The 25133-nt window shown below is 41.3% G+C and carries 24 protein-coding genes; 16 read left to right on the forward strand and 8 right to left on the reverse strand.

Annotation, left to right across the window (positions count from 1 at the left end; translation table 11 throughout):
• Positions 1 to 136 precede the first annotated feature (136 nt).
• The 4 genes from GO009_RS00295 (at position 137) to GO009_RS00310 (ending at position 6340) form a co-directional block, all read left to right on the forward strand.
• Positions 137 to 1855, forward strand: coding sequence for a GMC oxidoreductase (locus GO009_RS00295; RefSeq protein WP_163624152.1), 1719 nt, complete (start codon positions 137 to 139; stop codon positions 1853 to 1855).
• Complete coding sequence (locus GO009_RS00300) at positions 1855 to 2508, forward strand: gluconate 2-dehydrogenase subunit 3 family protein (protein WP_163624153.1); 654 nt, start codon at positions 1855 to 1857, stop codon at positions 2506 to 2508. Before GO009_RS00295 ends, GO009_RS00300 begins: the two co-directional genes overlap by 1 nt.
• Before the next feature lie 1114 nt (positions 2509 to 3622).
• Positions 3623 to 4357 carry a LytTR family DNA-binding domain-containing protein gene (locus GO009_RS00305; RefSeq protein ID WP_163624154.1) on the forward strand — a complete coding sequence of 245 codons (735 nt, stop codon included), beginning with the start codon at positions 3623 to 3625 and terminating at the stop codon, positions 4355 to 4357.
• Between the two features lie 72 nt (positions 4358 to 4429).
• The gene (locus GO009_RS00310; protein ID WP_203532234.1) at positions 4430 to 6340 is read left to right on the forward strand and encodes a tetratricopeptide repeat protein; all 1911 of its coding nucleotides are present in this window, start codon (positions 4430 to 4432) and stop codon (positions 6338 to 6340) included.
• On the opposite strand, the gene GO009_RS00315 is transcribed toward GO009_RS00310, so the two are convergent.
• On the reverse strand, positions 6333 to 6902 hold the full coding sequence (locus GO009_RS00315; RefSeq protein WP_163624156.1) for a DUF3109 family protein: 570 nt from the start codon (positions 6900 to 6902) through the stop codon (positions 6333 to 6335). The two genes, GO009_RS00310 and GO009_RS00315, sit on opposite strands and share 8 nt — an antisense overlap.
• Positions 6903 to 7024: 122 nt before the next feature.
• Here GO009_RS00315 and GO009_RS00320 point away from each other — a divergent pair, with 122 nt between their 5' ends.
• Both GO009_RS00320 and GO009_RS00325 read left to right on the forward strand, forming a co-directional pair.
• A complete protein-coding gene (locus tag GO009_RS00320) occupies positions 7025 to 7609 on the forward strand; it encodes a MarC family protein (RefSeq protein ID WP_163624157.1) in 585 nt (194 codons plus the stop codon).
• Between the two features lie 9 nt (positions 7610 to 7618).
• Positions 7619 to 7819, forward strand: coding sequence for a hypothetical protein (locus GO009_RS00325; protein WP_163624158.1), 201 nt, complete (start codon positions 7619 to 7621; stop codon positions 7817 to 7819).
• A gap of 1 nt (position 7820) precedes the next feature.
• On the opposite strand, the gene GO009_RS00330 is transcribed toward GO009_RS00325, so the two are convergent.
• From GO009_RS00330 to GO009_RS00340, 3 genes are all read right to left on the reverse strand, one after another.
• Complete coding sequence (locus GO009_RS00330; protein WP_163624159.1) at positions 7821 to 9449, reverse strand: S41 family peptidase; 1629 nt, start codon at positions 9447 to 9449, stop codon at positions 7821 to 7823.
• Positions 9450 to 9464: 15 nt separating this feature from the next.
• The gene (locus tag GO009_RS00335; protein ID WP_163624160.1) at positions 9465 to 9902 is read right to left on the reverse strand and encodes a dCMP deaminase family protein; all 438 of its coding nucleotides are present in this window, start codon (positions 9900 to 9902) and stop codon (positions 9465 to 9467) included.
• A gap of 85 nt (positions 9903 to 9987) precedes the next feature.
• Positions 9988 to 10572, reverse strand: coding sequence for a HupE/UreJ family protein (locus GO009_RS00340; protein WP_163624161.1), 585 nt, complete (start codon positions 10570 to 10572; stop codon positions 9988 to 9990).
• Between the two features lie 93 nt (positions 10573 to 10665).
• On the opposite strand from GO009_RS00340, the gene GO009_RS00345 reads away from it, so the two are divergent.
• On the forward strand, positions 10666 to 11847 hold the full coding sequence (locus GO009_RS00345) for a PepSY domain-containing protein (RefSeq protein WP_163624162.1): 1182 nt from the start codon (positions 10666 to 10668) through the stop codon (positions 11845 to 11847).
• Here GO009_RS00345 and GO009_RS00350 read toward each other — a convergent pair.
• A complete protein-coding gene (locus GO009_RS00350; protein WP_163624163.1) occupies positions 11844 to 12581 on the reverse strand; it encodes a TerB family tellurite resistance protein in 738 nt (245 codons plus the stop codon). The two genes, GO009_RS00345 and GO009_RS00350, sit on opposite strands and share 4 nt — an antisense overlap.
• A 122-nt stretch (positions 12582 to 12703) precedes the next feature.
• Between GO009_RS00350 and GO009_RS00355 the strand changes: the two genes are divergently transcribed.
• The 4 genes from GO009_RS00355 (at position 12704) to GO009_RS00370 (ending at position 16075) form a co-directional block, all read left to right on the forward strand.
• Positions 12704 to 13114, forward strand: coding sequence for a BrxA/BrxB family bacilliredoxin (locus GO009_RS00355; protein ID WP_163624164.1), 411 nt, complete (start codon positions 12704 to 12706; stop codon positions 13112 to 13114).
• A 79-nt stretch (positions 13115 to 13193) separates the two neighbouring features.
• Positions 13194 to 13931 carry a 1-acyl-sn-glycerol-3-phosphate acyltransferase gene (locus tag GO009_RS00360; RefSeq protein WP_163624165.1) on the forward strand — a complete coding sequence of 246 codons (738 nt, stop codon included), beginning with the start codon at positions 13194 to 13196 and terminating at the stop codon, positions 13929 to 13931.
• Positions 13928 to 14587 carry an HD domain-containing protein gene (locus tag GO009_RS00365; RefSeq protein ID WP_163624166.1) on the forward strand — a complete coding sequence of 220 codons (660 nt, stop codon included), beginning with the start codon at positions 13928 to 13930 and terminating at the stop codon, positions 14585 to 14587. Before GO009_RS00360 ends, GO009_RS00365 begins: the two co-directional genes overlap by 4 nt.
• Positions 14588 to 14650: 63 nt before the next feature.
• Positions 14651 to 16075: a Gfo/Idh/MocA family protein gene (locus GO009_RS00370; RefSeq protein ID WP_163624167.1), complete on the forward strand. Its 1425-nt coding sequence runs from the start codon at positions 14651 to 14653 to the stop codon at positions 16073 to 16075.
• Between the two features lie 184 nt (positions 16076 to 16259).
• On the opposite strand, the gene GO009_RS00375 is transcribed toward GO009_RS00370, so the two are convergent.
• Positions 16260 to 16415, reverse strand: a complete 156-nt coding sequence (locus GO009_RS00375; RefSeq protein ID WP_163624168.1) for a hypothetical protein — start codon at positions 16413 to 16415, stop codon at positions 16260 to 16262.
• 254 nt (positions 16416 to 16669) lie between these two features.
• On the opposite strand from GO009_RS00375, the gene GO009_RS00380 reads away from it, so the two are divergent.
• From GO009_RS00380 to GO009_RS00390, 3 genes are all read left to right on the forward strand, one after another.
• A complete protein-coding gene (locus GO009_RS00380; protein ID WP_163624169.1) occupies positions 16670 to 17764 on the forward strand; it encodes a DNA helicase PriA in 1095 nt (364 codons plus the stop codon).
• Positions 17765 to 17767: 3 nt separating this feature from the next.
• Positions 17768 to 18700, forward strand: a complete 933-nt coding sequence (locus GO009_RS00385; RefSeq protein ID WP_163624170.1) for a S9 family peptidase — start codon at positions 17768 to 17770, stop codon at positions 18698 to 18700.
• Positions 18701 to 18822: 122 nt separating this feature from the next.
• Complete coding sequence (locus tag GO009_RS00390; protein ID WP_163624171.1) at positions 18823 to 20244, forward strand: tetratricopeptide repeat protein; 1422 nt, start codon at positions 18823 to 18825, stop codon at positions 20242 to 20244.
• Here GO009_RS00390 and GO009_RS00395 read toward each other — a convergent pair.
• The gene (locus GO009_RS00395) at positions 20241 to 21341 is read right to left on the reverse strand and encodes a lactonase family protein (protein WP_163624172.1); all 1101 of its coding nucleotides are present in this window, start codon (positions 21339 to 21341) and stop codon (positions 20241 to 20243) included. The genes GO009_RS00390 and GO009_RS00395 overlap by 4 nt on opposite strands.
• A gap of 69 nt (positions 21342 to 21410) precedes the next feature.
• Between GO009_RS00395 and GO009_RS17880 the strand changes: the two genes are divergently transcribed.
• Together GO009_RS17880 and GO009_RS00405 are read left to right on the forward strand one after the other, a co-directional pair.
• A complete protein-coding gene (locus tag GO009_RS17880) occupies positions 21411 to 22424 on the forward strand; it encodes an AraC family transcriptional regulator (RefSeq protein WP_163624173.1) in 1014 nt (337 codons plus the stop codon).
• Positions 22425 to 22502: 78 nt separating this feature from the next.
• Positions 22503 to 23657 (forward strand): sorbosone dehydrogenase family protein, encoded by a 1155-nt coding sequence (locus tag GO009_RS00405; RefSeq protein WP_163624174.1) that lies wholly within the window; start codon positions 22503 to 22505, stop codon positions 23655 to 23657.
• 27 nt (positions 23658 to 23684) lie between these two features.
• Here the strand turns inward: GO009_RS00405 and GO009_RS00410 are convergent, their stop codons facing one another.
• On the reverse strand, positions 23685 to 25085 hold the full coding sequence (locus GO009_RS00410) for an MATE family efflux transporter (protein ID WP_163624175.1): 1401 nt from the start codon (positions 25083 to 25085) through the stop codon (positions 23685 to 23687).
• Positions 25086 to 25133 lie beyond the last annotated feature (48 nt).

The raw sequence follows: 25133 nt of genomic DNA on the forward strand, positions 1-25133 counted from the left end.
ATTTTTACGTTAGTTAATTTCGTTCGGAATCCAAAAACTACAACGTTATAGTGCTGAATTCTCAATAAACATAGGGATTAAATGTAGAAAATTAATTTAATAATTAATACATTTAGCAAATAAACAATCCGAATAAATGAGTAAATTTTATTACAATCAGGAGCAGGAATCCTATGATGCCATCGTGGTAGGTACGGGTATCAGCGGTGGTTGGGCTGCCAAAGAATTGTGCGAAAACGGCCTAAAAACTTTGGTATTGGAACGTGGGCCCATGGTAAAGCACCGTGAAGATTACCCAACAGCCGATAAGGATCCTTGGGATTTCCCCCATGCGGGAACAGCAACCCGAGAAGACATTAAAAAGCAGGAGAAACAATCCAGAACAGGGTACACAACTGGAGCAGCATCCAAACATTGGTTTGTAAATGATTTGGACCACCCATACAACGAGACCAAGCGGTTCGATTGGATGCGTGGATACCATGTTGGTGGACGTTCCATTATGTGGGGACGGCACAGTTACCGTTGGAGCGACATCGACTTTACCGCAAACAAAAATGAAGGTATTGCGGTTGATTGGCCCGTACGTTACAAAGACATAGCTCCTTGGTACGATAAAGTGGAAAGCTACATTGGTGTGTCCGGTGAAAATTTAGGTTTGCCGCAGCTACCAGATGGAAAGTTCGAACCCATGATGGAGCTTAACTGTGTGGAAGACCATGTTAGGGGAAAAGTTGCAGAACATTTTAATGGCCGTGTAATTACGGCAGGCAGGGTGGCACACATTAATAGCGACAAGCAATTTGAAGGCGATGGCCGTGTTCGTTGCCAATTTAGAAACCGTTGTATTAGAGGATGTCCTTTCGGAGCATACTTTAGTAGTGTTTCTTCCACATTGCCCGCTGCCGAAGCAACAGGAAACATGACGCTAAGACCGGATTCCATTGTTCACGAAGTAATTTATGATCCTAACACCAAAAAGGCTACAGGTGTCAAGGTAATTGATAGGGAAACCAAAGAGGAATTCGAGTTCAAGGCCAAAGTGATTTTCCTTTGTGCTTCTGCCGTAGCATCAACCTCTATTTTAATGCAGTCCAAATCCGATAGGTTCCCCAATGGTTTGGGCAACGATTCAGGAGAATTGGGCCACAACATTATGGACCACCATTTCTTGGTCGGCGCATCGGGTAAATTTGAAGGATACGAAGACAAGTATTATAAAGGAAGAAAACCCAATGGTACGTATATTCCAAGGTTTAGGAACCTCGGCGGGGATTCCAACATGAAGGATTTTGTTAGGGGCTATGGCTACCAAGGAGGTGCCAGTAGGGGCAATTATGAAGAAATGATCGCCGAGGCCTCTTTTGGTAAAGACTATAAGGATGCCGTACTTACACCTGGAGGTTGGACCATGAACATGCTTGCCTTTGGAGAAATTCTTCCATACCACGACAATAAGATGACCTTGGATTACGACAAAAAAGATAAGTGGGGCCTACCTACCGTTACTTTTGATGCGGAAATCAGACAAAACGAACTGAACATGCGTAAAGATATGCAGGATCAGGCCGTTCAAATGTTGGAAAAGTCAGGAGCCAAGGACATTACTCCTTACGATAGACCTTACGCCCTAGGACTTGGCATACACGAAATGGGAACAGCACGTATGGGCCGTGACCCAAAAACATCCGTGGTAAACGGGCACAACCAAGTGCATGGATGTAAGAACGTATATGTAACCGATGGTGCCTTTATGACCTCTGCAAGCTGCGTTAACCCATCGTTGACCTATATGGCATTTACTGCAAGGGCAGCAAACCACGCCGCCCAAGAACTTAAAAAAGGAAATATATAATGGAAAGAAGATCAGCACTTAAAAATATGGGGATGGCCTTCGGTTATGCTGTGGCCACACCTACGTTATTGTCTTTACTGCAAAGCTGTAAGGATAAACCAGCTTATGCCGAGTGGATTCCAAACTTTCTAAGTAAAGAACAGGGATATGCCATGGCGCAGACCTTGGACGTAATCCTTCCAAAAACGGACACTCCGTCAGCAACCGAGATGAATGTGCACGTTTTTATAGATGCATACCTAGATGAAGTGATGCCTTTGGACCAAAGAGACTTTGTAGTCATGAAAATGAACAAATTCTATGATAAGGTCCTTGCAGACTCTGGTAAGGAAACCCTAATAGACATTGGGCCTGCTGATATTGAACCAGCATTGCAAACATATCTTAAAAAACGTACCGACGAAGAAGAAGAGGCACATTCCGAAGCCATTATGAACTACATGGAGGCCATTTTGCAAGGAGGCGAGGCCAGCTTGGATGATGATATTGCCCGCTTCTCCTTTGCCAACGATTTAAGGGATTTGGGTACTTGGGCCTATAAATCATCAGAATATATTGGTGAAGAAGTATTGGCCTATTTGCCAATTCCAGGTGAATATATCCCTTGTGGAGACCTAAACACCCTGACCAGCGGCAAAGCATGGTCACTCTAAGCTTTACCGAGCTATAAAATCAAAAGCCTCCAAATTGGAGGCTTTTTTTATACTTTCTTTAAAAAAATACCTCGGAACGTTCTAATGTGGGGTGAACTTGTCCGAGGTATTAAATCAATAAACACTATCACACGTACTGTTTTTCAGTACAAATTAATGTACACCAAGGAGCATAAAATTTGGAATGCTATAATGTACAGTAAGTTTTTTGCATCATTCAAAATCAGCTTAAATGTTATCGCAACCGATACCACATAAAAAGTTGAAACTTGAAGTTTGCGTTGGCAAAGATTTAAAAACACAATGAATTTTTAAAGGTCTCCTTAGCAAAACAGGCATAAAGTTTTTAACATAAAATGTTGAAAATCTTGGTTTGAGAGTCGAAATTCTCGGAAAGATGGGAATAAACTTACGCCAAATAAAAAAAGACCAAGAAGCAATACTGTTTACTTACTTGGTCTCTCTTTTATGATGAACCGGCCAATGGCCAAATATTACCAAAGAGTACGGCCTCTTCAATCATGGTCTTCACAAACCTTTATTCGTCCTAGGTAGTTCCCCCGAAACCTAAAATCAAATTTAGATTTTGACCTAATCGAAGATTAATTGTGCAAGCGGTTTATACAATCAAGAGATTGGTTGCTGTGGCCGTACAATTATTTGGTAATACAAAATTTTTAAGAGCAACTGTTGGTTACAAGCTTATTTCTTTACAACTACCTTGTTCCAACTAGAATTCAATACGGTATCATTCTTATCTAACACCGCCGCAAAAATCAGAACCATTATTAAAATCAGAAACAATACTGCACATTTTCTCATTTCCAAAACTTTATAAACTGTCTTTCAATTTTTGACAAGCCGAATATAAATAACAATACCCCATAAGTATAGGGTCTATGTATAAACTGTTCCTTTTTATGTATAATTGGTTTGCACGGTTTTCTGATTGTGTTTGTTTTCCTCTTGCAGTTCTTTTGCGGTGTACCAAAAAAGACAGTTTTTCCCTTGATTTATCTTTTTATACCAGTTATACGTGCTAAATATCCATTAACACATAATTTTATTACTATGTAAAGAATAATTCTAAATTTGATATAACCTATTCTGTATTATGCTAGAAGCTGTAATAGTTGATGACGAAATAAAAGCCCTTCAAAGCTTAAGTTGGGAACTGACCAACTTGAGCGATGAGGTGGATATTATTGCATCTTTCACCGATGCACGCGAGGCCTTGGATTATTTGGAACAAAACACTCCCGATTGCCTGTTCTTGGACATAGAGATGCCCGCCATGGACGGGTTTCAGTTTATTAAAAACCTAAAGAACAAGAATTTCCCGGTCGTTATCACTACAGCCTACAACCAATATGCGCTGCAAGCCCTAAAGAATGAGGCCATCGACTATCTTTTAAAACCCATTGATTCCGATGATCTTGAAGAAACCATTGCCAAGATAAAAAAGTTCAACTCCAAGAATTTGAATATTGATCGGTTGGAGAAAATTTTGCTCAATTTCAATGCGGAATCACAGAACAAAAAAATAACCATTAACACCGACGGCAAACTGGTTTTTTTAAACAGTGACGACATTTTGTACGCTGAATCGGATGGCAACTACAGTACCATTTTCTTGACGGATGGTCAAAAAATACTACTTACCAAAAAACTAAAAGAAGTAAACACACTTTTACCTCAGAACAGCTTCTATAGAATACACAATTCGTACATTATCAATCTCAATAAAATAAAAGAGTTCCTCAAAACCGATGGTTATGTGGTTTTGGAGTCCAATCATAAAATTCCTGTTTCCCGGCAAAAAAAATCCGACTTTTTGGATATGCTTTAATCCCACAATGTTCCCGTGCCTATCGTAAAGCTCCAATACTTTGAAAATCTATATCGGCCGCAAAGAACTACTTTGCTGATTCTATTATTGTTTTCGTTTTTTGGTTCCTTGATCGCCCAGCAAATCCCAAATGAATTTAAGGAAAAGGCCGAAACACTCGTCCAACTTCAGCCCAAAACGTATGAAGCCCTCGATAAAGAATTGCATTCAGAAAAAAGGGACACCTCGTTGTTAAGATATTTTGCCAATTTAAGCAAAGAGTATAATTATTTGGTAGGCAGAGCCTATGCCCTGAACCAATTGGGCATGAAATACAGAAATATTTCCCAATACGAAAAGGCGGTGACTCTCCATGAACAGGCCCTAGCAGCCTCCGAGGAGGCTAACAACACCGACTTTAGAATCCTTAGCCTTAATATGTTAGGAGTGGTGTACAGACGTACCGATGCCATTAAAACAGCCTTGGACTACAACCAAAAGGCCTTGGAATTGGCAGAGCAGGTCGAAAACCCCTCGAACCATATAAAAAGAAGCATCAATGTTGCGCTGAACGGCATAGGGAACCTGTACCAAACCTTGGAACAGTATGATTTGGCGATATTACAGTTTCGAAGGGCCCTAAAACTGGAAGAAGAACTTGGCAATAAACTAGGGTTGGCCATCAACCATCAAAATATAGGGCATTGCCTTGAAGAAAAAGGGGATTTGGAGGGTGCCTTGGAAAACTACAGAAAATCGCTGGCCTATAATGAAGAAATTGATTCCGATATTGGCCGTTTAATATGCAAGAACAGCCTGGCCCAAATCTATCTTAAACAGGATATGCCCTACTTGGCATTGGTACTTTTGGAGCCGCTACAAGAAGAGTCAAAAAGAATAGGCGACTTTTCCATAACCTCCCTGGTTTTTATCAATACAGGTTGGGCACAGACAAAATTGGGCAATTACATGGAAGCCGAGAACTTTATTAAAGAAGGTTTGCAAATGGCACAAAACCGTAACATTCCCAGCAACATTCTGTATGCCTATGAAAAAATGTCGGAACTCCAAAATACCAAGGGCGACTTTAAAAAGGCTTACGAGTATTACAAAAAAGCCGACGAATACGACAAGCAGATTTCCAGTGCCACCAACTTAAGGTACATGAACGACATTATTGTTAAGTACGAAAATGACAAGAAGAACAACCAAATTGCCGTACTCGCCAAGGAAAATGAGATTGTTCGCCTTAGACTAAAGAAGAACCAAACAACGCTTCTTGTCAGTGCTTTAATTGTTGGACTGATTTTGTCCATTCTCTATATTCTTTATCGCCAATACCAAAGTAAAAACGAAAAAAGGGTGCTGACCTTAGAACAACAGATGCTCCGCAGCCAGATGAACCCACACTTTTTGTTCAATTCGTTGAACTCCATTAAGCTTTACATTATAAACAACGAGCAAAAAAATGCAGTCCATTACCTAAACAAGTTTTCCAAACTGGTACGGAAGATTCTAGAGGCGTCATCCCAAAAGGAAATCCCGTTATCGGAGGAACTCGGAACCATGGAGCTTTATATGAACATCGAAAACATTAGGTTTTCCAACGAGATTGATTTTAAGATCGAAGTGGAAAAAGATATCAATATAGACAACATCAAAATTCCATCTTTGACCTTACAACCCTTTTTGGAAAACTCTTTGTGGCACGGCCTATCTCCAAAAGATGGTGAAAAGAAAATACAGATCAATGTAAAGCACAAGGACAGGGGACATATAACCATAGAAATAGTCGACAATGGTGTGGGCCGTACCATGGCGGAAGTGAACAAAGAAAACAGGGTACTAAAGAGAAAGTCCTTGGGCATTCGCATTACCAAGGAACGATTGGCCAATTTTGCCAAGGATTATCAAAACAAATTCGATGTGGATATTTTGGATCTGTTTGATGAGAACGGAGACCCAAACGGCACAAAAGTAGTGCTGGACATTCCTACTATCTAACGTTTTCTGCCGCTACTTCCTCCAATTCCCTGTACCAGTCCTCTCCAAATTTTTGAATCAAGGCATCCTTTACAAACTTGTAAATCGGCACTTTTAATTCCTTGCCCAGTGAGCAGGCCGGGTCACAGATTTCCCATTTATGGTAGTTGACCGCGGTAAATTCCGAATACTCCCTTGTTCGAACTGGGTACAAATAGCACGAAATAGGTTTTTTCCATTTGGTGGCACCTGCTTCGTAGGCCGCTTCCAGTCCACATTTGGCTATGCCATCATCAGAAAAAACCACATAGGCACATTCATTATTGTTTACCAAAGGAGTTTCCCATTCGCCATCCTCTCCTTTTACAAAAACCCCATGTTCTTCAATGGCAGCAATACCTTCCGGGCGCAAGAAGGGCTTCACCTCATCATAAATATTGAGTAGCTTGTCGGTCTCGGAATCCTCCAACGGAGCTCCGTACTCCCCTCCTACGCAACAAGCACCCTTACATGCATTTAGGTTGCACACAAAATCATTTTCCAGTATCTCTTCGGATACTATGGTTTTCCCTATCTGGAACATAATTCGCCCTTACTTTTTGGGCAAAGGTAAATCAAAACCAAAAAATTGATGATTTATAAACACTTTATATGATCCAAAAGTGTTTTTTACCCGTAAATTTGCCGTCCAAAAAAAAAGACGCCATGAATTTCAATTTTAAGGAAATAGCGACCGCTGGAATGGTATTGTTTGCCGTAATCGATATTTTAGGAAGTATCCCTATTATTTTATCCCTAAGGAGCAAGGTTGGTCATGTGCAGTCGGAAAAGGCTTCCATTGTGGCCATTTCGATCATGATTGCCTTTCTGTTCGTTGGTGAAAGTATTCTCTCTTTGATCGGTATCGATGTAAACTCCTTTGCTGTCGCAGGGGCCTTTATCATCTTTTTCCTTGCCATTGAAATGATTTTGGGAATCTCCCTATATAAGGATGACGAACCGGAAACTGCCTCTATTGTGCCCATTGCCTTCCCGTTGATTGCAGGTGCTGGTACCTTGACCTCCATTCTGTCACTTAGGGCGGAATACCATGTGGAGAACATTATCGTCGCCATTATTATAAACGTTATCTTTGTGTACATCGTGCTTAAATCCAGTGCTCGGATTGAACGTATATTGGGAAAGAACGGACTCAACATTATCCGAAAAGTATTTGGAGTGATCCTTATGGCAATAGCCGTAAAACTTTTTGTGACCAATGTAAACGGGCTACTATCGCACGCTGCTTAAAACATTGATATGAACAGGACATTTGCTATAGTTTTAATCATACTCGCCTTGGGCCTTATTGCTTATAATGTAACCTTGGTGAATTTTGAAAACCCGCTTCAGGGCGATAGTACCATTGCTTTGATTGGGATAGTGGCCTCGTTGTGCGCCATAGTGCTTATGTTGATCTTTATTACTTCCAAAAAGATAGACAAAAAGCTAAAAGACTAAATCAAGGTTTTACTTTTACAGCACCAATTTGGGATTGATCTATCCTTGCTTTATCCAATGCTTTTACCTTATTGAGCATGGAATCAAAATCTCCCTTGATTTGGGCAGATAGGTTGGGCGAGAACAATTGTTCTGCAATATTGGCCTTTATATACGCCTTTATCTTTTCCTCATGGGCGTAAAAATCCAATTTCACCTTTCTATCCAATACAAATTGGATGAAATTATCAAAAAGGATATCGTCTACCTTGAATTCGTCCAAGAACTGGTTTCGGTCATAATCATCGTACATAGTCCTATCCTTTTCCAAGTGTTCAAAAACAAAACGTGCAAAAAACTGATAGGTATCGTCCATGCTCTCGATAGCTTCTTCTTGGTTGCTCCCGATAGGAACAAAAATATCGGGGATAATCCCCCCACCACCGTAGACCACTTTGCCCTTTGGGGTAACAAACTTTAAGGAGTCGGCCACTTTAATGCTGTCCGCAGATATCAATTCGCCACTAGTGTAACGCTCCATAAACCTTTTGTAATAATCGTGGTTGCCATCTTTATAGGTTTTTTGAATGGAACGTCCTGTTGGGGTATAGTATCTGGAAACGGTCAGCCTAACCGCTGAGCCATCGCCCAAATCCATTTCGCGTTGCACCAAGCCTTTTCCAAAGGAACGCCTACCTACAATAGTGCCTATATCGTTATCCTGTAAGGCTCCTGCAATAATTTCACTGGCCGATGCGGAGCGTTCATTAATAAGCACATATACCGGTTTGTTCTCAAAATCCCCTTTTTTGGTGGCATATGCTTTTTTAATGCGCCCTTTCTTGTTTTTGGTAAAGAGAATCAACTTGTCATCTTCCAAGAACTCGTCGGCCAATTTTTCGGCAATGCCCAAATAGCCTCCAGGATTATCCCTTAAATCCAGGGTCAATTTCTCTGCTCCTCTTAGTTTTAATTTTCTCAACGCATCTTTGAACTCATCAAAAGTGGACTCGGCAAAACGGTTTATTTTGATATAACCCATATCCTTGGTCAGCATGTAGTAGGCATCCACACTTCTGATGGGAACCCGGTCCCGAACCACGGGAACGTCCATTATTTTATTCTCGGTTTTTCTAAAAACCTTCAAATTTACCTTTGTACCGATCTTGCCCTTTAAGGTAGAGACCACATCATCGTTGGCTATTCTTCTGCCGTAAAGCGTATCCGTGTCGGCCATCAAAATACGGTCGCCAGGTTTTATACCGCTAATGTAACTGGGGCCGTTCTTGATGGTTCTTATTACGGTAATGGTATCCCTATACATGTAAAAACTTACGCCGATACCTGCAAAATCACCTTTCATGCTTTCGGCCACGTCTTTCATTTCATCTTTGGGAATGTATACCGAATGCGGGTCCAGTTTGCCCAAAATATTATTGACCGTTACATCTACGATGCTATCGGTATCTACATCATCCACATACTCGTAGTCAATGTAATCGATAAGCCGGTTGAGCTTGTCCTTTTTCGAATTGGTGGAGAAGAGCTTCTCCGGGGAATCGTTAAAATGAAGTTTCCCTCCTATAAAAATGCCGATGGCTACCGCTAGAGCAAGTAAGGTAGGCCAAATATATCCTTTGATCTTTTTCATATAGCAATTATGGTTTTAAACCATTTCTTCCAAAACGGGCAAATGGACGATTTCTACTCCTGCCCTTTCCAGAAATTTGATTCCAGAGTCGTCTTTGTACGCATTCTGGTATACCACACGTTTTATGCCAGCTTGGTGTACAAGCTTGCTACATTCCCTGCAAGGCGACAAAGTAATGTAAAGCGTAGCACCTTCGCATGATTGTGTGGATGAGGCAACTTTAAGAATGGCGTTGGCTTCGGCGTGCAGCACATACCATTTGGTATACCCTTCGTCATCCTCGCAAATATTCTCAAATCCCGTAGGTGTTCCGTTGTACCCATCGGATATGATCATTCTATCCTTAACGATTATGGCTCCTACTTGCCTTCTTTTACAGTAGGATAGCTTGCCCCATTCTTGGGCCATTCGCAAATAGGCTTTATCGTATTTTTCTTGTTTGCTCGCCTTCATAAATCCAAAAAACGCTGATATTTAAATAAATATACCTGCTTTAACAGACCCTTACAACCTTATTGAACAAATTTTAACTAAGGCCCTACAAGGGGAACGTAGCAATAAGTAAGGGTATTGTAATGGCTATGATCAAAATTGATGCGATAGCGATAAAAATGGATCGCTTTGCCTTCAACAAGTCCAAAATAACATAGGCGATAATCAAAACCACCAAGATAACGGTTACCTGGGACAACTCTATTCCCGTTGCAAAACCCAATAATGGCGTAATCTTATCTTCTTCTTCGGCCATCAACATTTTAAAATAATTGGAAAAGCCAAAGCCATGGATCAACCCAAAGAAAGTAGTCGCCAAAATGTGCAGAAAAAGACCCACGTCCAAGGCCTCTTTGTAGACATAGGCAAAATTGAAGAGCGCTGTAAGCAAAATGGTGACGGGAATCAAGAATTCGATCAAACCAACATCTACAGTAACAACCTCATAAACGGATAAAGCCAAAGAGGTACAGTGTGCTATGGTGAAAATGGTGGCCAAAATCAGTACTCGCTTCCAATACTTAAAAGTAAACGGTACTGCTAAAGCCGATAAAAACAAGATATGGTCGTACGCACCAAAATCCAGTACATGGTCAAGTCCCAATTTTATATAGAATAAAAACTCCTGCATGATCTTTTGCCTCCAAATTTAACCAATAAAACCCACTTTGTGTTGATTTTAATCCAACACAAAACTTTAATTAACTTTGCACGGCCCAACCCAATGTTGGGCCTTTTTATGGATATGGGAAAAAAGAACACATACGGAATCCGAGCTTTTATCAACGATGTACATTTATGGCTCGGACTAGTAAGCGGCATCATTATTTTCTTGGTTTGCCTTAGCGGTACCATCCTTACTTTTGAAAAAGAAATTGAACAGTGGTTCAAACAAGAGTTAAAAGTAGAAGTTGTCGGCACCAAAAAATCACTTTCCAGCTTGGTGAACAATCCCAACATCCGATCAAAAGGACAACTTAATTCCATTACCATCCCAACTGATGAGGCTTCACCCTACAAATTATCCATTAAAGAAAACCCCGAACAACGCAGGGGAACTACTTATGAAGTAAATCCGTACACCGCTGAGATTTTGGCCCCACAAGAAACGGGAATGGACAAATTTATGTTCGGCATGTTTAAAATGCACCGTTGGTTGTTGATGGACATTAAATGGGGAAGACCTATTGTGGGGATTGCTACCATTATTTTTATGATATTGGCCATTTCCGGTATTGTGCTTTGGTTCCCTAAAAAAGTAAAATGGAAAACCGTAAAAGCCGGTTTCAAAATCAAGACCAACGCCAATTGGAAGCGCATCAACCACGATTTGCACAACACCTTGGGCTTTTATGCCTGCATTTTGATATTGATCATGGGCATTACCGGGCTGTGTTGGTCCTTTGAGGGGTATCGCGATGGTTTGAGTGCCATTATGGGAACACGGGTGTTCGGAAACCGTGGTGGGGGCACAGAAGTTGATCTGGAGCGTTTGGCCAACGGCAAGTCCATTAACTTGGAAGAAGCCATTGCACTTGCCAACAAAGAGTTAAACTACCACGGTGAACTTACTGTGAGTTTGCCCAACGAAAAAAATCCAGTCTACAGTTTCCGTAAGATTGCAGACAATTCTTGGTCGACCGTGGCTCAGGACAGACTACAGATCCATGAATCGGGCGAAGTGGTCAGTAAAGAAATATATGCCGACAAACCGCTCAATGTAAAAATTGCTTCGGCCATAAAGCCGATTCACACCGGAACCATTTATGGCAGATTTAGCAAGTGGTTGTATTTCTTGGCCTGCTTGATCGGTACCAGCTTGCCCATTACGGGAACCATCATCTACATCAACAAACTAAAAAAGAAAAGCAAAAGAAGGAAGAAGAATAAATTGGCTACAACTTAGGAAAGTCCTCTTTCCTTTTGAATGGTCTCATAGGCTTTTTGAACCTCTTTGAACTTTTCCTCAGCCCCATTTCGGATGGCTTCATTTTCAGTGACCACACGATCGGGATGGTACTTTTTGGCCATTTTTCGGTAAGCTTTTTTCACCTCTTCGTCGGTAGCGGTCTTCTCGATTTCCAAAATCTTGTACGAGTTGTCCGTCGATTTGATGAACATCGCCATGATACTTTCAAAATCGTGCTGGTTCACTCGAAAATAACCCGCTATCTCCCTTAATTTTTGAATTTCCGCCTTGCTTACCTGTCCATCGGACTGGGCAATCCCAAATAAAAAGTGAAGCATTTGCAAGCGTACCTCGTATCGGGTGCGCTGCACCATAAAATTGCAGATATGCTGCGCGGATATCTCCCGATTTTTTATAACATCGTTAAACGTCCGGAAAATCGCGTTCGCTTTTTCCTTGCCATAGGTGCTCAAAAAATACTGTCGCACATAATCCAACTCCCTTTGGTTCACCTGCCCATCAGCCTTAATAATTATGGAACAGAGCGAGAGCAGGTTCAGTTCAAAATCGGCAGGAGAAACCGATTGTCGGGTAGCATTTTCAAATATGGATCTGGGGTTATTTCCAGAACCTCCCATATTATCCAAAAAGGTTCCTACGATAAATCCCAAAATCGCTCCGGGAAATCGAAATAAATAATAACCGATAAAAGCGGCTATCCACTTGATCATCTTTCAAAATTTAAACGGCAAAGATAACGGTTTGATAGAGAAACAAAGCTTTAAGCAATGTTAAGGGTGATGAAAAAACGCTAACAATACCGTATCTTTGTACTATAATCAAAAAGAAGTCTATGTATCCAGAAGAATTGGTTAAACCTATGCGCGAAGACTTGGCCAGTGCCGGGTTCGAAGAACTACATACAAGTGAAGCCGTAAATGAAGCCTTAAAAAAAGATGGAACCACCTTGGTAGTGGTAAATTCGGTTTGCGGTTGTGCCGCTGCCAATGCAAGACCGGCTGCCAAATTGAGCCTGCAAAACAGTAAAACTCCAAATAATTTGGTTACCGTTTTTGCCGGTGTGGATATGGAAGCTGTTGAAACAGCAAGAAACCACATGGTTCCCTTTCCTCCTTCCTCACCAAGTATGGCCTTGTTCAAAAATGGAGAATTGGTGCACATGATAGAAAGGCACCACATTGAAGGCAGGCCTGCCGAACTTATTGCAGAAAACTTGATGGAAGCCTATAACGAGCATTGCTAAAATCTAGGTAATAAAATATGGAATAGCCACCCTAAAGGGTGGTTTTTTTATTTTTACGGCAACCAATAAAAATGTACACGTGCTAAAACTGCTTTCGTATCCCCTAACCGTTGTTTTCTTTCTGCTTTTTGGCCTGGTATTGGTTATTTTCCATCCCATACAGTGGGTTTGCCATACTATGTTCGGGTACAATGCACACAAAAAAAGTGTTTCCATACTTAATTGGTTCATTATGCGGTGTACCAATGTGCTGGGGACACGATACAGTTTCCGGAACAAACAAAACATCCCGACCAATCGTCCACTGATTATAGTGACCAACCACCAAAGTATGTACGATATACCCCCTATTATTTGGTATATGCGAAAGTACCACCCCAAATTTGTGAGCAAAATTGAATTGGGAAAAGGAATACCCAGCGTATCTTACAACTTAAGGCATGGCGGTTCCGCTTTGATCGATAGAAAAGACCCGAAACAATCCATCGCCGAGCTTCAAAAGTTGGCCAAGTATATCGAGGCGAACAACCGAAGTGCCGTAATTTTTCCCGAAGGTACCCGAAGCAGGAACGGAGTGCCCAAACCTTTCAGGACCACGGGACTTAAAGTGATGTTGAAAAATGCACCCTCCGCTTTAATCGTTCCCATCAGCATCAATAACTCATGGAAACTATTGCGTTACGGTAAATTTCCTATGGGACTGGGTTCCCATGTTACTTTTGAAGTACATCCGCCCATAGCAAATCAAGGCAAGGCCGATGAACTCATTGTCCAGATAGAAAACCAAATTGTATCGGGAGTTAAAACCAAAGGATGAAGGAAAGCCAATTGATACAAAACACCATTGATTTTGTAAAAGAAGAGCTCAAAAATGCGGAAGGAGGACACGATTGGTTCCATATTGAACGTGTTTTCAACACCTCAAAATTACTGTTGAAACACGAACAGGCAAATGCTTTGGTCGTGCAACTGGCAGCATTGCTTCATGATATTGCCGACCCCAAATTCCATGATGGAGATGAGACCATTGGTCCAAAAACTGCGGAAACATTTCTTACATCCAAATCCGTTGATGAAATAACCATCGAGCATGTTGTGAACATCATCAAGCACATGTCCTTTAAGAACAGTCTGGAAACGGAAACAGAAAAATTTACATCCAAAGAGCTTCAAATTGTGCAGGATGCCGATCGTTTGGATGCCATTGGCGCCATTGGGATTGCCAGAGCCTTCAATTACGGAGGTTTTAAAAACAGGGAACTTCACAACCCCACGATTCCGCCCAACCTCAACATGACCAAGGAGGAATACAAAAAATCAAAAGGGCCCACGATCAACCATTTTTACGAAAAGCTATTGTTGCTCAAAGAGAAAATGAACACGGCAAGCGGAAAAAAACTGGCTGAGGAACGTCATCAGTTTATGCTGGACTATCTCAATCAGTTTTACAAAGAGTGGAACGGGGATGAATAATCGCTAGGATAACTCTTTCAGTTTTTTGTATCTTGGGATTTCACTTAAATCAAACTAAACAAAATGCAAAGAAGAAAGTTCATCAAAAACACAGCGGCCGCTTCAGCTGCGTTTTCCATTGTCCCAAGTCATGTAATGGGCAGAACCCACATTCCCCCAAGTGACACGCTGTATGTAGCCGGTTTTGGTGTTGGCGGAAGGGGAAATTCCGTAATCAATGGCTTAAACGATACCGGAAGGGTAAAATTTGTGGCGTTCTGCGATGTGGATGACCGTCGCGCCCAACAAACCTACGAACAATTCCCCGATGTAAAGCGTTTTAAGGATTTTAGAAAGGTCTTTGATGCACATATAAGCGATATTGATGCCATTGCCGTGGCAACTCCAGACCATACACACGCCACCATTTCTTTACCGTTTATGCGTGAAAAAAAACATGCCTACGTGGAAAAACCATTGACCCACAATATTTACGAGGCACGGTTAATGACCCAAGTTGCAAAAGAACAGGGCATCGTAACCCAAATGGGAAACCAGGGAGCATCCAGCGATGGTAGCCGAATAGCACGCGAATGGGTAGAATCGGGCATTATTGGAAAAGTACACACCATAGATTGTTGGACCAACCGACCTGTGTGGCCACAAGGCGTTCCCTTGCCTACAAAAAAAGACCGTATTCCAAGAGGATTGGATTGGGACCTTTGGTTGGGACCTGCCAAAATGAGGGACTACAACGATGCCTACCTTCCCTTTAAATGGAGAGGCTTCTGGGACTTCGGAACTGGAGCTTTGGGAGATATGGGATGCCACATTATGGAAACACCTTTTAGCGTTCTTGACCTTGGTTATCCCAAAGAGGCAGAAGCAAGTTGCACCACAGTCTGGGTAGATGATTTTGTAGAAGCGGATTATAGCCATTCCTGTCCCCCTTCATCCAAAATTCACTTGAAGTTTGAGCACGAAGAGCACGGCGATATTGCTTTAAACTGGTATGATGGTGGTATAAAACCAAACTTGCCCGATGAACTTAAAGACGATGAAACCATCGGTGATGATGGTGGCGGAACCATCATGTATGGTGAAAAAGGCATATTGGTATGCGATACGTATTCTAGAAATGCAAGATTGCTCCCGTCAGAAATGATGGACCTGTACAAAACCCCAGCTCCCAAATACGATAGGGTACCTGGTGGAATAGATGGCCATTTCGCCAATTTTGTTGATGGTTGCCAAAAGGGTACGCCAACTTCTTCCAACTTTGAAAAAGCGGGAAGACTGACGGAAACCGTACTTATGGGCAACTTGGCAGTTAAAGCCTTTCAATACAAAGAGTTGCAAGAAGGAAAAACTCCCAGCGATTGGAGTCCTTACAATTCTCCCGGAAGAAGAAAACTTTTTTGGGATGGCGATAACATGAAGATTACCAATTACGAGAAAGCCAACGACTGGGTGACCCGAGATTACCGCAAAGGCTGGGAATTGAAATAGGTTGAATTTTTTAATATTGAAAATGGCCCGTTTTGGGCCATTTTTTTTGCTTATATCAATGCTTGCCCTACACGGATTCCATTAATCGGCATAGTTGAGGTTTATAGGTTTTGGGTACCCTAAAAATAGACTATGCTTATCTTAGTAATTGACCTGTCCGTTGAACCTAAAATGGACCAAAGTCTTACACCACGGATCGGCCCGCCAATGGAAAACCTTTGATCAGCTTTTTAAAAGTTGACGGGGCAATTAAGCAAACACCAAGGATCATCTTGTTTTCTTTCTTAAAAGAAACATCAAAAGTTTGCTTGCCAATGCCGATTCCTATAATTTTATGCATATATAGTTTTTAAATGCCCGTAGATTATCAATTCTAAGTCAGCCTTTGGCCCGATGAACCGTTCAATCTTTAGGCATCTGCAGAAAGGGACGGACATTTCGAGCTGTTTTTAAACCAACAACAATAAACAGTCTGGCTCTTTCTCTTTTGTATTCATCTATTTTTAAAGATCAATATAATTCTAACCTCTAGCAAACATAGTTTAACAGTACATTTTAATTTCTATTGATTCCCGTTTTTGCGGGGAAGAAGATATGGAAGAACAAAAAATCCAAAAGACCGAACTCAAAAAAGCTTGTGTCAATTGTGGGGCAGAGCTAAAATACAAACCTGGCACCACCAGCATTAGTTGTGAATACTGCGGTCATGAAGAGAACATCTCCATAAAAGAAAGCGGTTTTGAAGAGTTGGAGCTGTACCCTTTTTTACAGGAAATGGGTTCACAAAAGCACAGTGAGGAAATTTCCATGCTGCATTGCAAAAATTGCGGGGCCGACCAACATGTTGAGGAAAACTACAAATCGCTCCATTGTGTGTATTGCGGGCAACCCTTGGTCATCGAAGATGCCCACAAGGAAAACTGGATCTTACCTGGTGCAGTCCTCCCCTTTCAAATTGACAAAAAACAATCCTTTGCCATTTTTAAGAAGTGGGTAAAGCACTTGTGGTTCGCCCCCAACAACTTAAAAAAAGCCGCTCTCGACCCTCAATTTACCAAAGGCCTGTATTTACCCTATTGGACTTTTGATGCGCAACTGTACGCCTCCTACACAGGTCAGCGGGGAGAATATTATTACGAGACCCGAAGAGTGCGCAATGCCAATGGCAAAATGGTGACCCAAAGGGTCAGGAAAACTAGATGGTACCCTGCATCGGGAGAAGTTTCGGGATTTGTGGACGATACCTTAATCAAAGCTTCGCACCAAAAAACCGGAAGAATTCCAAGTAAAATTGCCTATTGGGACTTAAAAAAATTACAACCCTTTAGCAGTGGTTTTCTTTCAGGTTTTGTGACGGAAAAATATACGATTCCTTTAAAAGATGGTCACCTACATTCCAGAGAGGTAGCAAGAGGGATAGCCGATACTTGGTGCAGGCGCGATATTGGCGGCGACACCCAGCGCATAACCAGTATGGATATGAAACTGTCCGAAGAGACTTTTAAACACATTTTATTGCCCGTTTATGTAAGTGCCTACCGCTATAATGGCAAGGAATACAACTTTTTTATCAACGGGGAAAACGGGCAAATCTCGGGCACACGACCTTATAGCTTTTGGAAAATCTTCTTTACAGTGTTGGCTGTACTTGCGGTTATCGGAGTGATTGTGTTCCTTTCAAAAAAATAAACAATGAAAAAGCTTCTATTACTTTTACTTCTCCTTCCTATTGCTTCTTGTGCGCAAGATGGTAAAATTATATCAAAAGAACCTCTTGTCCTTTCCGATTCCATAAAAATACGGTTGGCCAAAGGAGTACCCCATCTTGATTCCATTCAATTCTCCAAAATAACCTATCTATCTGATGGTTTGAAGGTTACCGGATACATTGCCGAGCCAAAAAAAGAAGGTGTTTATCCCTGTATCATCTCAAATCGTGGCGGCAATAGAGATTTTGGGAAGTGGACACCTTTGAGTATTGGTTTTTTTATGGGTAAAATGGCCGGCTGGGGATATGTAGTGATTGCCAGTCAATATCGGGGCAACGATGGTGGTGAAGGATTGGAACAGTTTGGCGGCGATGATGTAAACGATGTATTGAATTTAGTGCCTGTCTTGAATCAACTACCAAAGGCAGATACGACTCGAATTGGCATGGAAGGGGGTAGTCGCGGTGGAATGATGACCTATTTGGCCTTAAGAAAATCCTGTAAATTCAAGGCAGCAGCAGTAATTGCAGGAGTGGCCGATTCACATCTCAACATATTAAAGCGACCGGAAATGGAAGAACATGTGTATTCAGAACTGGTTCCCAATTACAATACGGACAAGGAAAACCAATTGGACCAACGCTCAGTTGTGCAATGGGCCGATGAGATGTGCAAAAGCACACCCCTTTTAATCATGCACGGGAATGCGGATTGGCGGGTTTCTCCTGAAGAATCGCTACATCTGGTGAATCAATTGTACAAGTACAAACATCCAACACGGTTTATCCTTTTTGAAGGGGCAGATCACGGTATTCGAGAGTATCGGGAAGATATGTTCCACTCCATAAAAAATCACTTTGACCGATATGTTAGGGATGAAAACCCACTTCCCAATATGGAGCCACACGGAAGGTAAACTTAATCACCAAACAAACTGCATTGGGGTGATTGGTCTTATTCAAAAAAAGCAGAAACAATTGTAATGTAATCTGCACATATTTTGTAAGTTAGCGTTCCTCTTCACACTAACCTCATTTTATGAAAACTAATTTTCTACTAACCATTTTTGTGTTTTTCACATTATTATGTTTTGCCCAAAAAGATTCTATTTCTATTCAAGAATTAAAAATAATTCAGCTTGAAGACGAGATCGATGACTTAAATAGAACATTGGAAAAGAGTAATGAGCATATCAAAGAACTTCTTATTGAGAATGAGAAATTAAGTAACTCTAATTTTGAAAAAATTGATGGTAGACTTACTAACTTTATTTGGTTAATCTCGGTTTTAGGTGGTCTATCCATTGCCTTACTAACATTTTTTGGTTGGAAATATTTATCCAATTCAATAAATAACTTTTTCACTGAAAGAGTTCAAGAATTATCAGATGCCAAATTGAATAAAATAGTTACGGAAAAATGGATAAGAGAACAAGTGGTAAAAAAGTCCGAGCAGCCCATAAAAAAGGCTATTGAGGATTTGCAGCTGGATTTTGTAAATATTAGTGAACAATTAATTAATGACGAAAAATCTAAATGGCAAAAACATCATGAACAAGCCATCAAAACTGTAGAAGAAATTGAAAACCTGAGAACTTCTTTGGAAAAAGAAGGACTCAATCAAAAGTCAAGCAAGTTAAATCCTGAGGATAGGTTAAAGGTAAAAGCAGCTTCCGAGACCCCAAAAAATATTGAGAATTTTAACTGGGAAGATTGGTTTTGGAAAGGTAGGAATGAATTTGAAGAAGGAAAATTTAGAGATGCAGCTTTTTCATTTACGAAGGCAAAAGAGCTGAACCCTACTGACTCAAATATTACAGTATGGCTGGGGTCTATAAAGAATGATATTGGCGAATATGAACAAGCTATAGAAGACTTAGATAAAGCTATTGAACTAAACCCAAAAAATGACATTGCTTGGAATAATCGTGGGGTTGCCAAAAATGAATTAAAGAATTGGGAGGAAGCTATAAAAGATTTTAGTCAAGCCATTAAACTTGACCCCACAAAGGATGCTTCATGGGCTAACTTAGGCTATTCGAAAAGTCATTTGGGAAGACACAAAGAAGCTATAAAAGATTTGGATAAAGCCATTGACCTTAATCCTGAGAGTGAAATCGCTTTTTCCAACAGAGGATATGCTAAAAACGAGGTTGGTGATTACAAAGGTGCCATTGAAGATTTCGACAGAGCATTAAAAATCAATCCAAAGAATGATACGTCCTGGAATAATCGTGCATTTGCAAATATCGAACTTGAAAACTACGATGAAGCTCAATTAAACCTTGAAGAAGTGTTTAAAATTAATCCAAAAAATCAGTTTGCTTATTTTAATCTTGGAAATATGCAGCAAAAACAAAACAACATAAAAGATGCTTGCTTGGCGTGGAAAAAAGCTTTGGATTTGGGTTATAGTGAAGCGCAAGAAAAATTAAATGAATTTTGTAATTCAAAAGATTAATTTAAAAACACCAAACAAACCGGATTAGGATGTTTTACTTCATTTAAAAAGGTCAAGGTTCCATTTTCAGTGTCTCTTTTGAATATGGCAATGTTGCTCGTCTTTTGGTTAGCGACCAACAAAAATTCACCCGTTGGGTCCATGGAAAAGTTTCTAGGCCAATCCCCATGTACCGATTCCCGCCCCACCAATTCCAATTGACCAGAGTCCTCATCAACTTCAAAAATTACGATAGTGTTTTCCCCACGATTGGAACCGTACAAAAATTTGCCATCCGGAGATAAATGCAAGTCGGCACAAAAGCTTTCCCCGTCAAAACCAGCATCCAAAGTGGGGACCACTTGGACTTCTTGATAATTTCCGTTCCCAGCTTTTTCAAAAACGGAAATGGTACTGTTCAACTCATTGATTACGTATAGTAATTGACCTTTCTTACCAAAGGTAAAGTGGCGTGGTCCCGCCCCATCTTCAAATGGTATTGAGCTTTGTTCTGCAGGAACGAACTCCCCGTCCTTTTGACTGTATCGCTTCACTGCATCCAGGCCCAAATCGGTAACCATGAGGCCATCGGCATTAAACTGTGCCATGTGTGCATGGGATGTTTTTACAGAATCCAAAGGTTTATGATCAATAACTTGTGGGCTATCTGCCAAAGAGCCGTCTTCATTTAGAGAAAATATGGAAACATTGCCCCCGGTATAGTTGGCAACGGCCAAATACCCATCCCCTGAAAGGGAAACATGACAAGGATGCGCTCCTTGGGTTCCCATACTATTTTGAAGTTCCAAAACATCCTTGTTCAAACTAAAGGCGGTAACACCTCCGCCCAAACTATCAAAATCGGCGGTCTCCTGGACGGCATACAGATTCTTTTTGTCATCAGAAATGGCCAAATAAGATGGATTTGTCAATTTGGCCGCCAGTTTTTGATTGGACAGTTCTCCTGTGTTTGCATTAAAAGTGTAGGTGTAAATGCCTTCACTATCGCCATCGGTATAGGTTCCAACAAATAGGGTGTACATAGGTTTTTTTTCAGGTTTTTCGGTACAGGCGACAATCATTGTCGCACATAGTAATACTGGCACTAATTTCCTCATTGGTTTAGTTAGTTTGTTTTCTAAAGTAATGAAAGTAGCATAATGATTTCAACTTTTTATCTTTAATCCGTGAAAAATAACATTGTAATACTTGTGCTATGCAGTCTGGGTATTGCCCAAGGTTCCTTTCTGTGTTTTTATTTATTGACACTTAAAAAAGGGAATCGTTTGGCTCACCAATTCTTGGCATTGGTCATATTGGGATTGATTCTTCGCATAGGCAAATCCATTTTGAATGTGTACCTAGACCTTGAGGCATGGCAGCGCAATCTTGGTATTGCAGGGATTCTATTGGTGGGACCAAGTCTTTGGCTGTACGGTGAAGTTTTGTTTAAAAGACGTGAAGAACTACATTGGACCACATATCTTCATTTTTTACCCTACCTATTGTTTACCTTGTTTTGTTGGATCATACCTAATCGTGGGGATACCATATCCTACTTTATTTATAATGCCGTTTTTGCCCATCTTTTGATGTATTTGGTCATGACCATGTGGCTATTGATCAAAAACTCACAAAGTACCCAACCCAAGATTTATCAGTGGTACCGCAATCTTGTTATTGGTGTTGGACTGATTTGGGCCTTTTATATTGGGAACATCGCTGGACTGATTCCCTTCTATATCGGCGGGGCGCTCTTTTTTACCCTTTTGGTCTATATGTTCTCCTTTCTTTTGCTTCGCAATCATACTTTTTCACTTGAAAAATATACCGGCTCCGTTGTTGACACTACCTTGTCCAAAGGTTTGATGAAATCCATCGTCGCTCTTTTTGAAACGGAAGAAGTTTATCTAAATCCTAAACTGTCCTTAAGCGAAGTTGCCCAATCCTTGCAAACCTCCCCCAGAATTCTCTCCCAAGTAGTAAATGAAAACAAGAGGATGAACTTTTCTGAATTCGTGAATTTTTATCGAATTGAAAATGCCAAAAAGCTTTTAGTTTCATCGGAAAGAAAAGATGAAAAAATGGTGTCCATTGCATACGATTCGGGTTTTGGAAATGTAACCTCGTTTAATTTGGCCTTTAAGTCTTTTACTGGCCTGACCCCTTCACAGTTCAAGAAGCAAAACGGTCTATCTTAATTAAAAAACGTTTTAAAAATCATGATTTTTAAAGCATTTGATAGGTAATCTTAGGTCATTTGGGGCAAAATCTATTCCATGCGATATTATCTATTTCCAATTATCATCCTCTTGATCGGGTGTAAGAACAATGGTCGGACAGAACTCACAAAAAACCCCATTCTGCCCAAGAAAAAAATTGTTTTTGAAGGATTGAACCGTCCTTGGAGCATTGCTTTTATAAACGATGACGAAGCCCTGGTCACTGAAAAGAACGGGGACATGGTCAAGGTAAACCTTCAAAATAAAACCAAGAAAATCATTAAGGGTTTTCCAGAAGACCTAACGGATAGCATCGGTGCCATCCATATTGGTGACAACTCTGGAATTTTTGATGTTCTGCTTCATCCAGATTTTAAGGAGAACCACAAACTTTACTTTTCCTACGCAGCCAAAAAGAAAGGAGTGGGCAAAACCACAAAATTTGTCCAGGCCCAACTGGAAAACGACTCTTTATTCGATTTAAAAACCATTTTGGCGGCCGAACCCTATACGTACATCAATTACCATTATGGTGGGGGAATGGCCATAGGCACGGACAACAAACTCTACCTCACCGTGGGCGAGCGGCTTTTTTGGGAGCACGACGAACCCGCGTTGCCCATTGCACAGGACGCAAAAGATCCCAGGGGCAAAATCCATCGCTTCAACTTGGATGGAAGTATCCCGGAAGACAATCCTGATTATGGCGAAGGTACCGTTCCGAGCATTTTTGCCATGGGTATCAGAAACACCCAAGGGATTGCACTTCAACCTGAAACAGGTTCTTTTTGGTTTACGGAGCATGGCACCATCCAAGGAGATGAAATCAATATTTTAAAGAAAGGGGGCAATTATGGTTGGCCCAATAGTACAACAGGGCGTTTGCGAAGTGAGGATTACAAGCCCCCTCAATTGGATGGCGTCGAATTCACTTCGCCTACGTGGTTCTGGCACCATACCGTAGCACCGACCGGACTTTGCTTTTATACAGGTGATGAGTTCCCGCAGTGGAAAAACGACCTACTTGTCCCAGGGCTTTCGCGGGGAAGCTTATGGCGGTTTCACATTGTTGGGGATACAATCAAAAGTGCCGAAGAACTATTTCTGGACGAAAGGGTTCGCTCTAGAAAAGTAGCACAAAGCCCAGATGGCAAATTGTACATGCTTACGGATGAAGAAAACGGAAAAATCATTCAGATCCTTCCCCAATGAAGCAACATAAAAAAGGCTTGGAAATGACTAGTCCTGCGACGTACCTGATCCCGATTGAAGGTTTGTGTCGATTTCCTTTTTGAGAAAGAAGCCCGTCACCACTGTGGAAAGCACATCGGCAATACAAAATGAGAGCCATACCCCTATTTCTCCCATAAAATTGGGAAGTATCAAGATCAAAGGGATAAAAAAGAATCCTTGACGGGTCAAAGTGAGCAACAAAGCCGGAATGGCTTTGCCGATAGCCTGAAAATAGGCGGCCCCAATCAACTGTATGGCAATAATCGGTGTAGCAGCAAAAACCAAACGCATGGCCATGGGGGTATGTTGCAGTACAAAATTGTTGGTCGCTATTTCTTCTGCGGATAATTCGGGCCGGTTACTCAAAAACAAGGAGGCAATTTCCGAAGGAAAAACCATCAACACCACGAATACAATTGTGGCAACCAATGCCGCATATTTAATGGCCGTATAGATGGATTCCTTCACCCGATCGTACTTAACCGCACCATAATTATAGCCGGCAATGGGCAAAAAACCCTGTGTAACCCCAAAAACAGGAAAGAGGGCGAACATCAACATTCTACCGATGATGGCATATACCGCCACCATCGCCTCGCCACCCAAATTGAACAATATATTGTTCATCAATAAGTATGTGATGCTGGTTACGGCCTGTCGGGCCAAGGTCACAAATCCCAACGAACCGATTTCCCGAAGAATGGGCCGATCTAACCCGAAATGGGAGATGTCAATCTTTAACTCTGAATTATCCGATAGAAAAAAATAAAACACATAAAGGAAACAGAGCAAATAGCCCACCGTAGTGGCCCAAGCGGCTCCATGCATGCCCCAATCAAACACATAAATAAAAATATAATCCATCAATAGGTTTCCCACAGATGGAATGATCATGGCAATCATCGCAAAACGAGGCTTGCCTTCCGCACGGATGACGGAATTGCCCATCATACAGAGCGCCAGAAAGGGTACTCCGTATAAAATAATGGTGTAGTAAATCTTAGCGGGCTCAAAAATGGAGCCTTTTCCCCCAAAGGCGGGAATCAGGCTGTCGACAAAGTAAAGTCCAAGGGCCACCATGGTAATGGTAACCACTAAAGTGAGGGTAATCTGGTTCCCGAAAGTTTTTAGGGCCTTTTCCCTATTATTCGCACCAAGCGCTCTTGAAATAATACTGGAACCACCAATACCTATGGCCATTCCCAAGGCTGCAATAAAAAACGAAACAGGCAGCACCACATTAATGGCAGCTATGGCGATGGAACCTATCCAGTTTCCCACAAAAATGGAATCCACCAGTACGTTCAAGGACATCACCAGAATACCGATCGAAGCGGGTACGGCCTGTTTGATCAGTAATTTTCCAATGGGTTCCTGCCCAAGTTCATCAGAGGTGATTTTGGCCATGCCAGCGGGTATTCTTAGGATTTGCTATTAAAGTGAATGGTAAAATAT

Origin of the sequence: Allomuricauda sp. TY007 (assembly GCF_010468565.1) — a bacterium.
GTDB lineage: Bacteria > Bacteroidota > Bacteroidia > Flavobacteriales > Flavobacteriaceae > Flagellimonas.

Bases quoted from the DNA above. Each gene is read 5' to 3' on its own strand.
- GO009_RS00340 (WP_163624161.1), bottom strand. From the start codon at position 10,572: ATGCAGGAGTTTTTATTCTATATAAAATTGGGACTTGACCATGTACTG.
- GO009_RS00395 (WP_163624172.1), bottom strand. From the start codon at position 21,341: ATGAGGAAATTAGTGCCAGTATTACTATGTGCGACAATGATTGTCGCC.
- GO009_RS00325 (WP_163624158.1), top strand. From the start codon at position 7,619: ATGAACAGGACATTTGCTATAGTTTTAATCATACTCGCCTTGGGCCTT.
- GO009_RS00355 (WP_163624164.1), top strand. From the start codon at position 12,704: ATGTATCCAGAAGAATTGGTTAAACCTATGCGCGAAGACTTGGCCAGT.
- GO009_RS00410 (WP_163624175.1), bottom strand. From the start codon at position 25,085: ATGGCCAAAATCACCTCTGATGAACTTGGGCAGGAACCCATTGGAAAA.
- GO009_RS00390 (WP_163624171.1), top strand. From the start codon at position 18,823: ATGAAAACTAATTTTCTACTAACCATTTTTGTGTTTTTCACATTATTA.
- GO009_RS00335 (WP_163624160.1), bottom strand. From the start codon at position 9,902: ATGAAGGCGAGCAAACAAGAAAAATACGATAAAGCCTATTTGCGAATG.
- GO009_RS00320 (WP_163624157.1), top strand. From the start codon at position 7,025: ATGAATTTCAATTTTAAGGAAATAGCGACCGCTGGAATGGTATTGTTT.
- GO009_RS00295 (WP_163624152.1), top strand. From the start codon at position 137: ATGAGTAAATTTTATTACAATCAGGAGCAGGAATCCTATGATGCCATC.
- GO009_RS00385 (WP_163624170.1), top strand. From the start codon at position 17,768: ATGAAAAAGCTTCTATTACTTTTACTTCTCCTTCCTATTGCTTCTTGT.
- GO009_RS00350 (WP_163624163.1), bottom strand. From the start codon at position 12,581: ATGATCAAGTGGATAGCCGCTTTTATCGGTTATTATTTATTTCGATTT.
- GO009_RS00345 (WP_163624162.1), top strand. From the start codon at position 10,666: ATGTTGGGCCTTTTTATGGATATGGGAAAAAAGAACACATACGGAATC.
- GO009_RS00305 (WP_163624154.1), top strand. From the start codon at position 3,623: ATGCTAGAAGCTGTAATAGTTGATGACGAAATAAAAGCCCTTCAAAGC.
- GO009_RS00330 (WP_163624159.1), bottom strand. From the start codon at position 9,449: ATGAAAAAGATCAAAGGATATATTTGGCCTACCTTACTTGCTCTAGCG.
- GO009_RS00405 (WP_163624174.1), top strand. From the start codon at position 22,503: ATGCGATATTATCTATTTCCAATTATCATCCTCTTGATCGGGTGTAAG.
- GO009_RS00370 (WP_163624167.1), top strand. From the start codon at position 14,651: ATGCAAAGAAGAAAGTTCATCAAAAACACAGCGGCCGCTTCAGCTGCG.
- GO009_RS00365 (WP_163624166.1), top strand. From the start codon at position 13,928: ATGAAGGAAAGCCAATTGATACAAAACACCATTGATTTTGTAAAAGAA.
- GO009_RS00315 (WP_163624156.1), bottom strand. From the start codon at position 6,902: ATGTTCCAGATAGGGAAAACCATAGTATCCGAAGAGATACTGGAAAAT.
- GO009_RS00380 (WP_163624169.1), top strand. From the start codon at position 16,670: ATGGAAGAACAAAAAATCCAAAAGACCGAACTCAAAAAAGCTTGTGTC.
- GO009_RS00300 (WP_163624153.1), top strand. From the start codon at position 1,855: ATGGAAAGAAGATCAGCACTTAAAAATATGGGGATGGCCTTCGGTTAT.
- GO009_RS00375 (WP_163624168.1), bottom strand. From the start codon at position 16,415: ATGCATAAAATTATAGGAATCGGCATTGGCAAGCAAACTTTTGATGTT.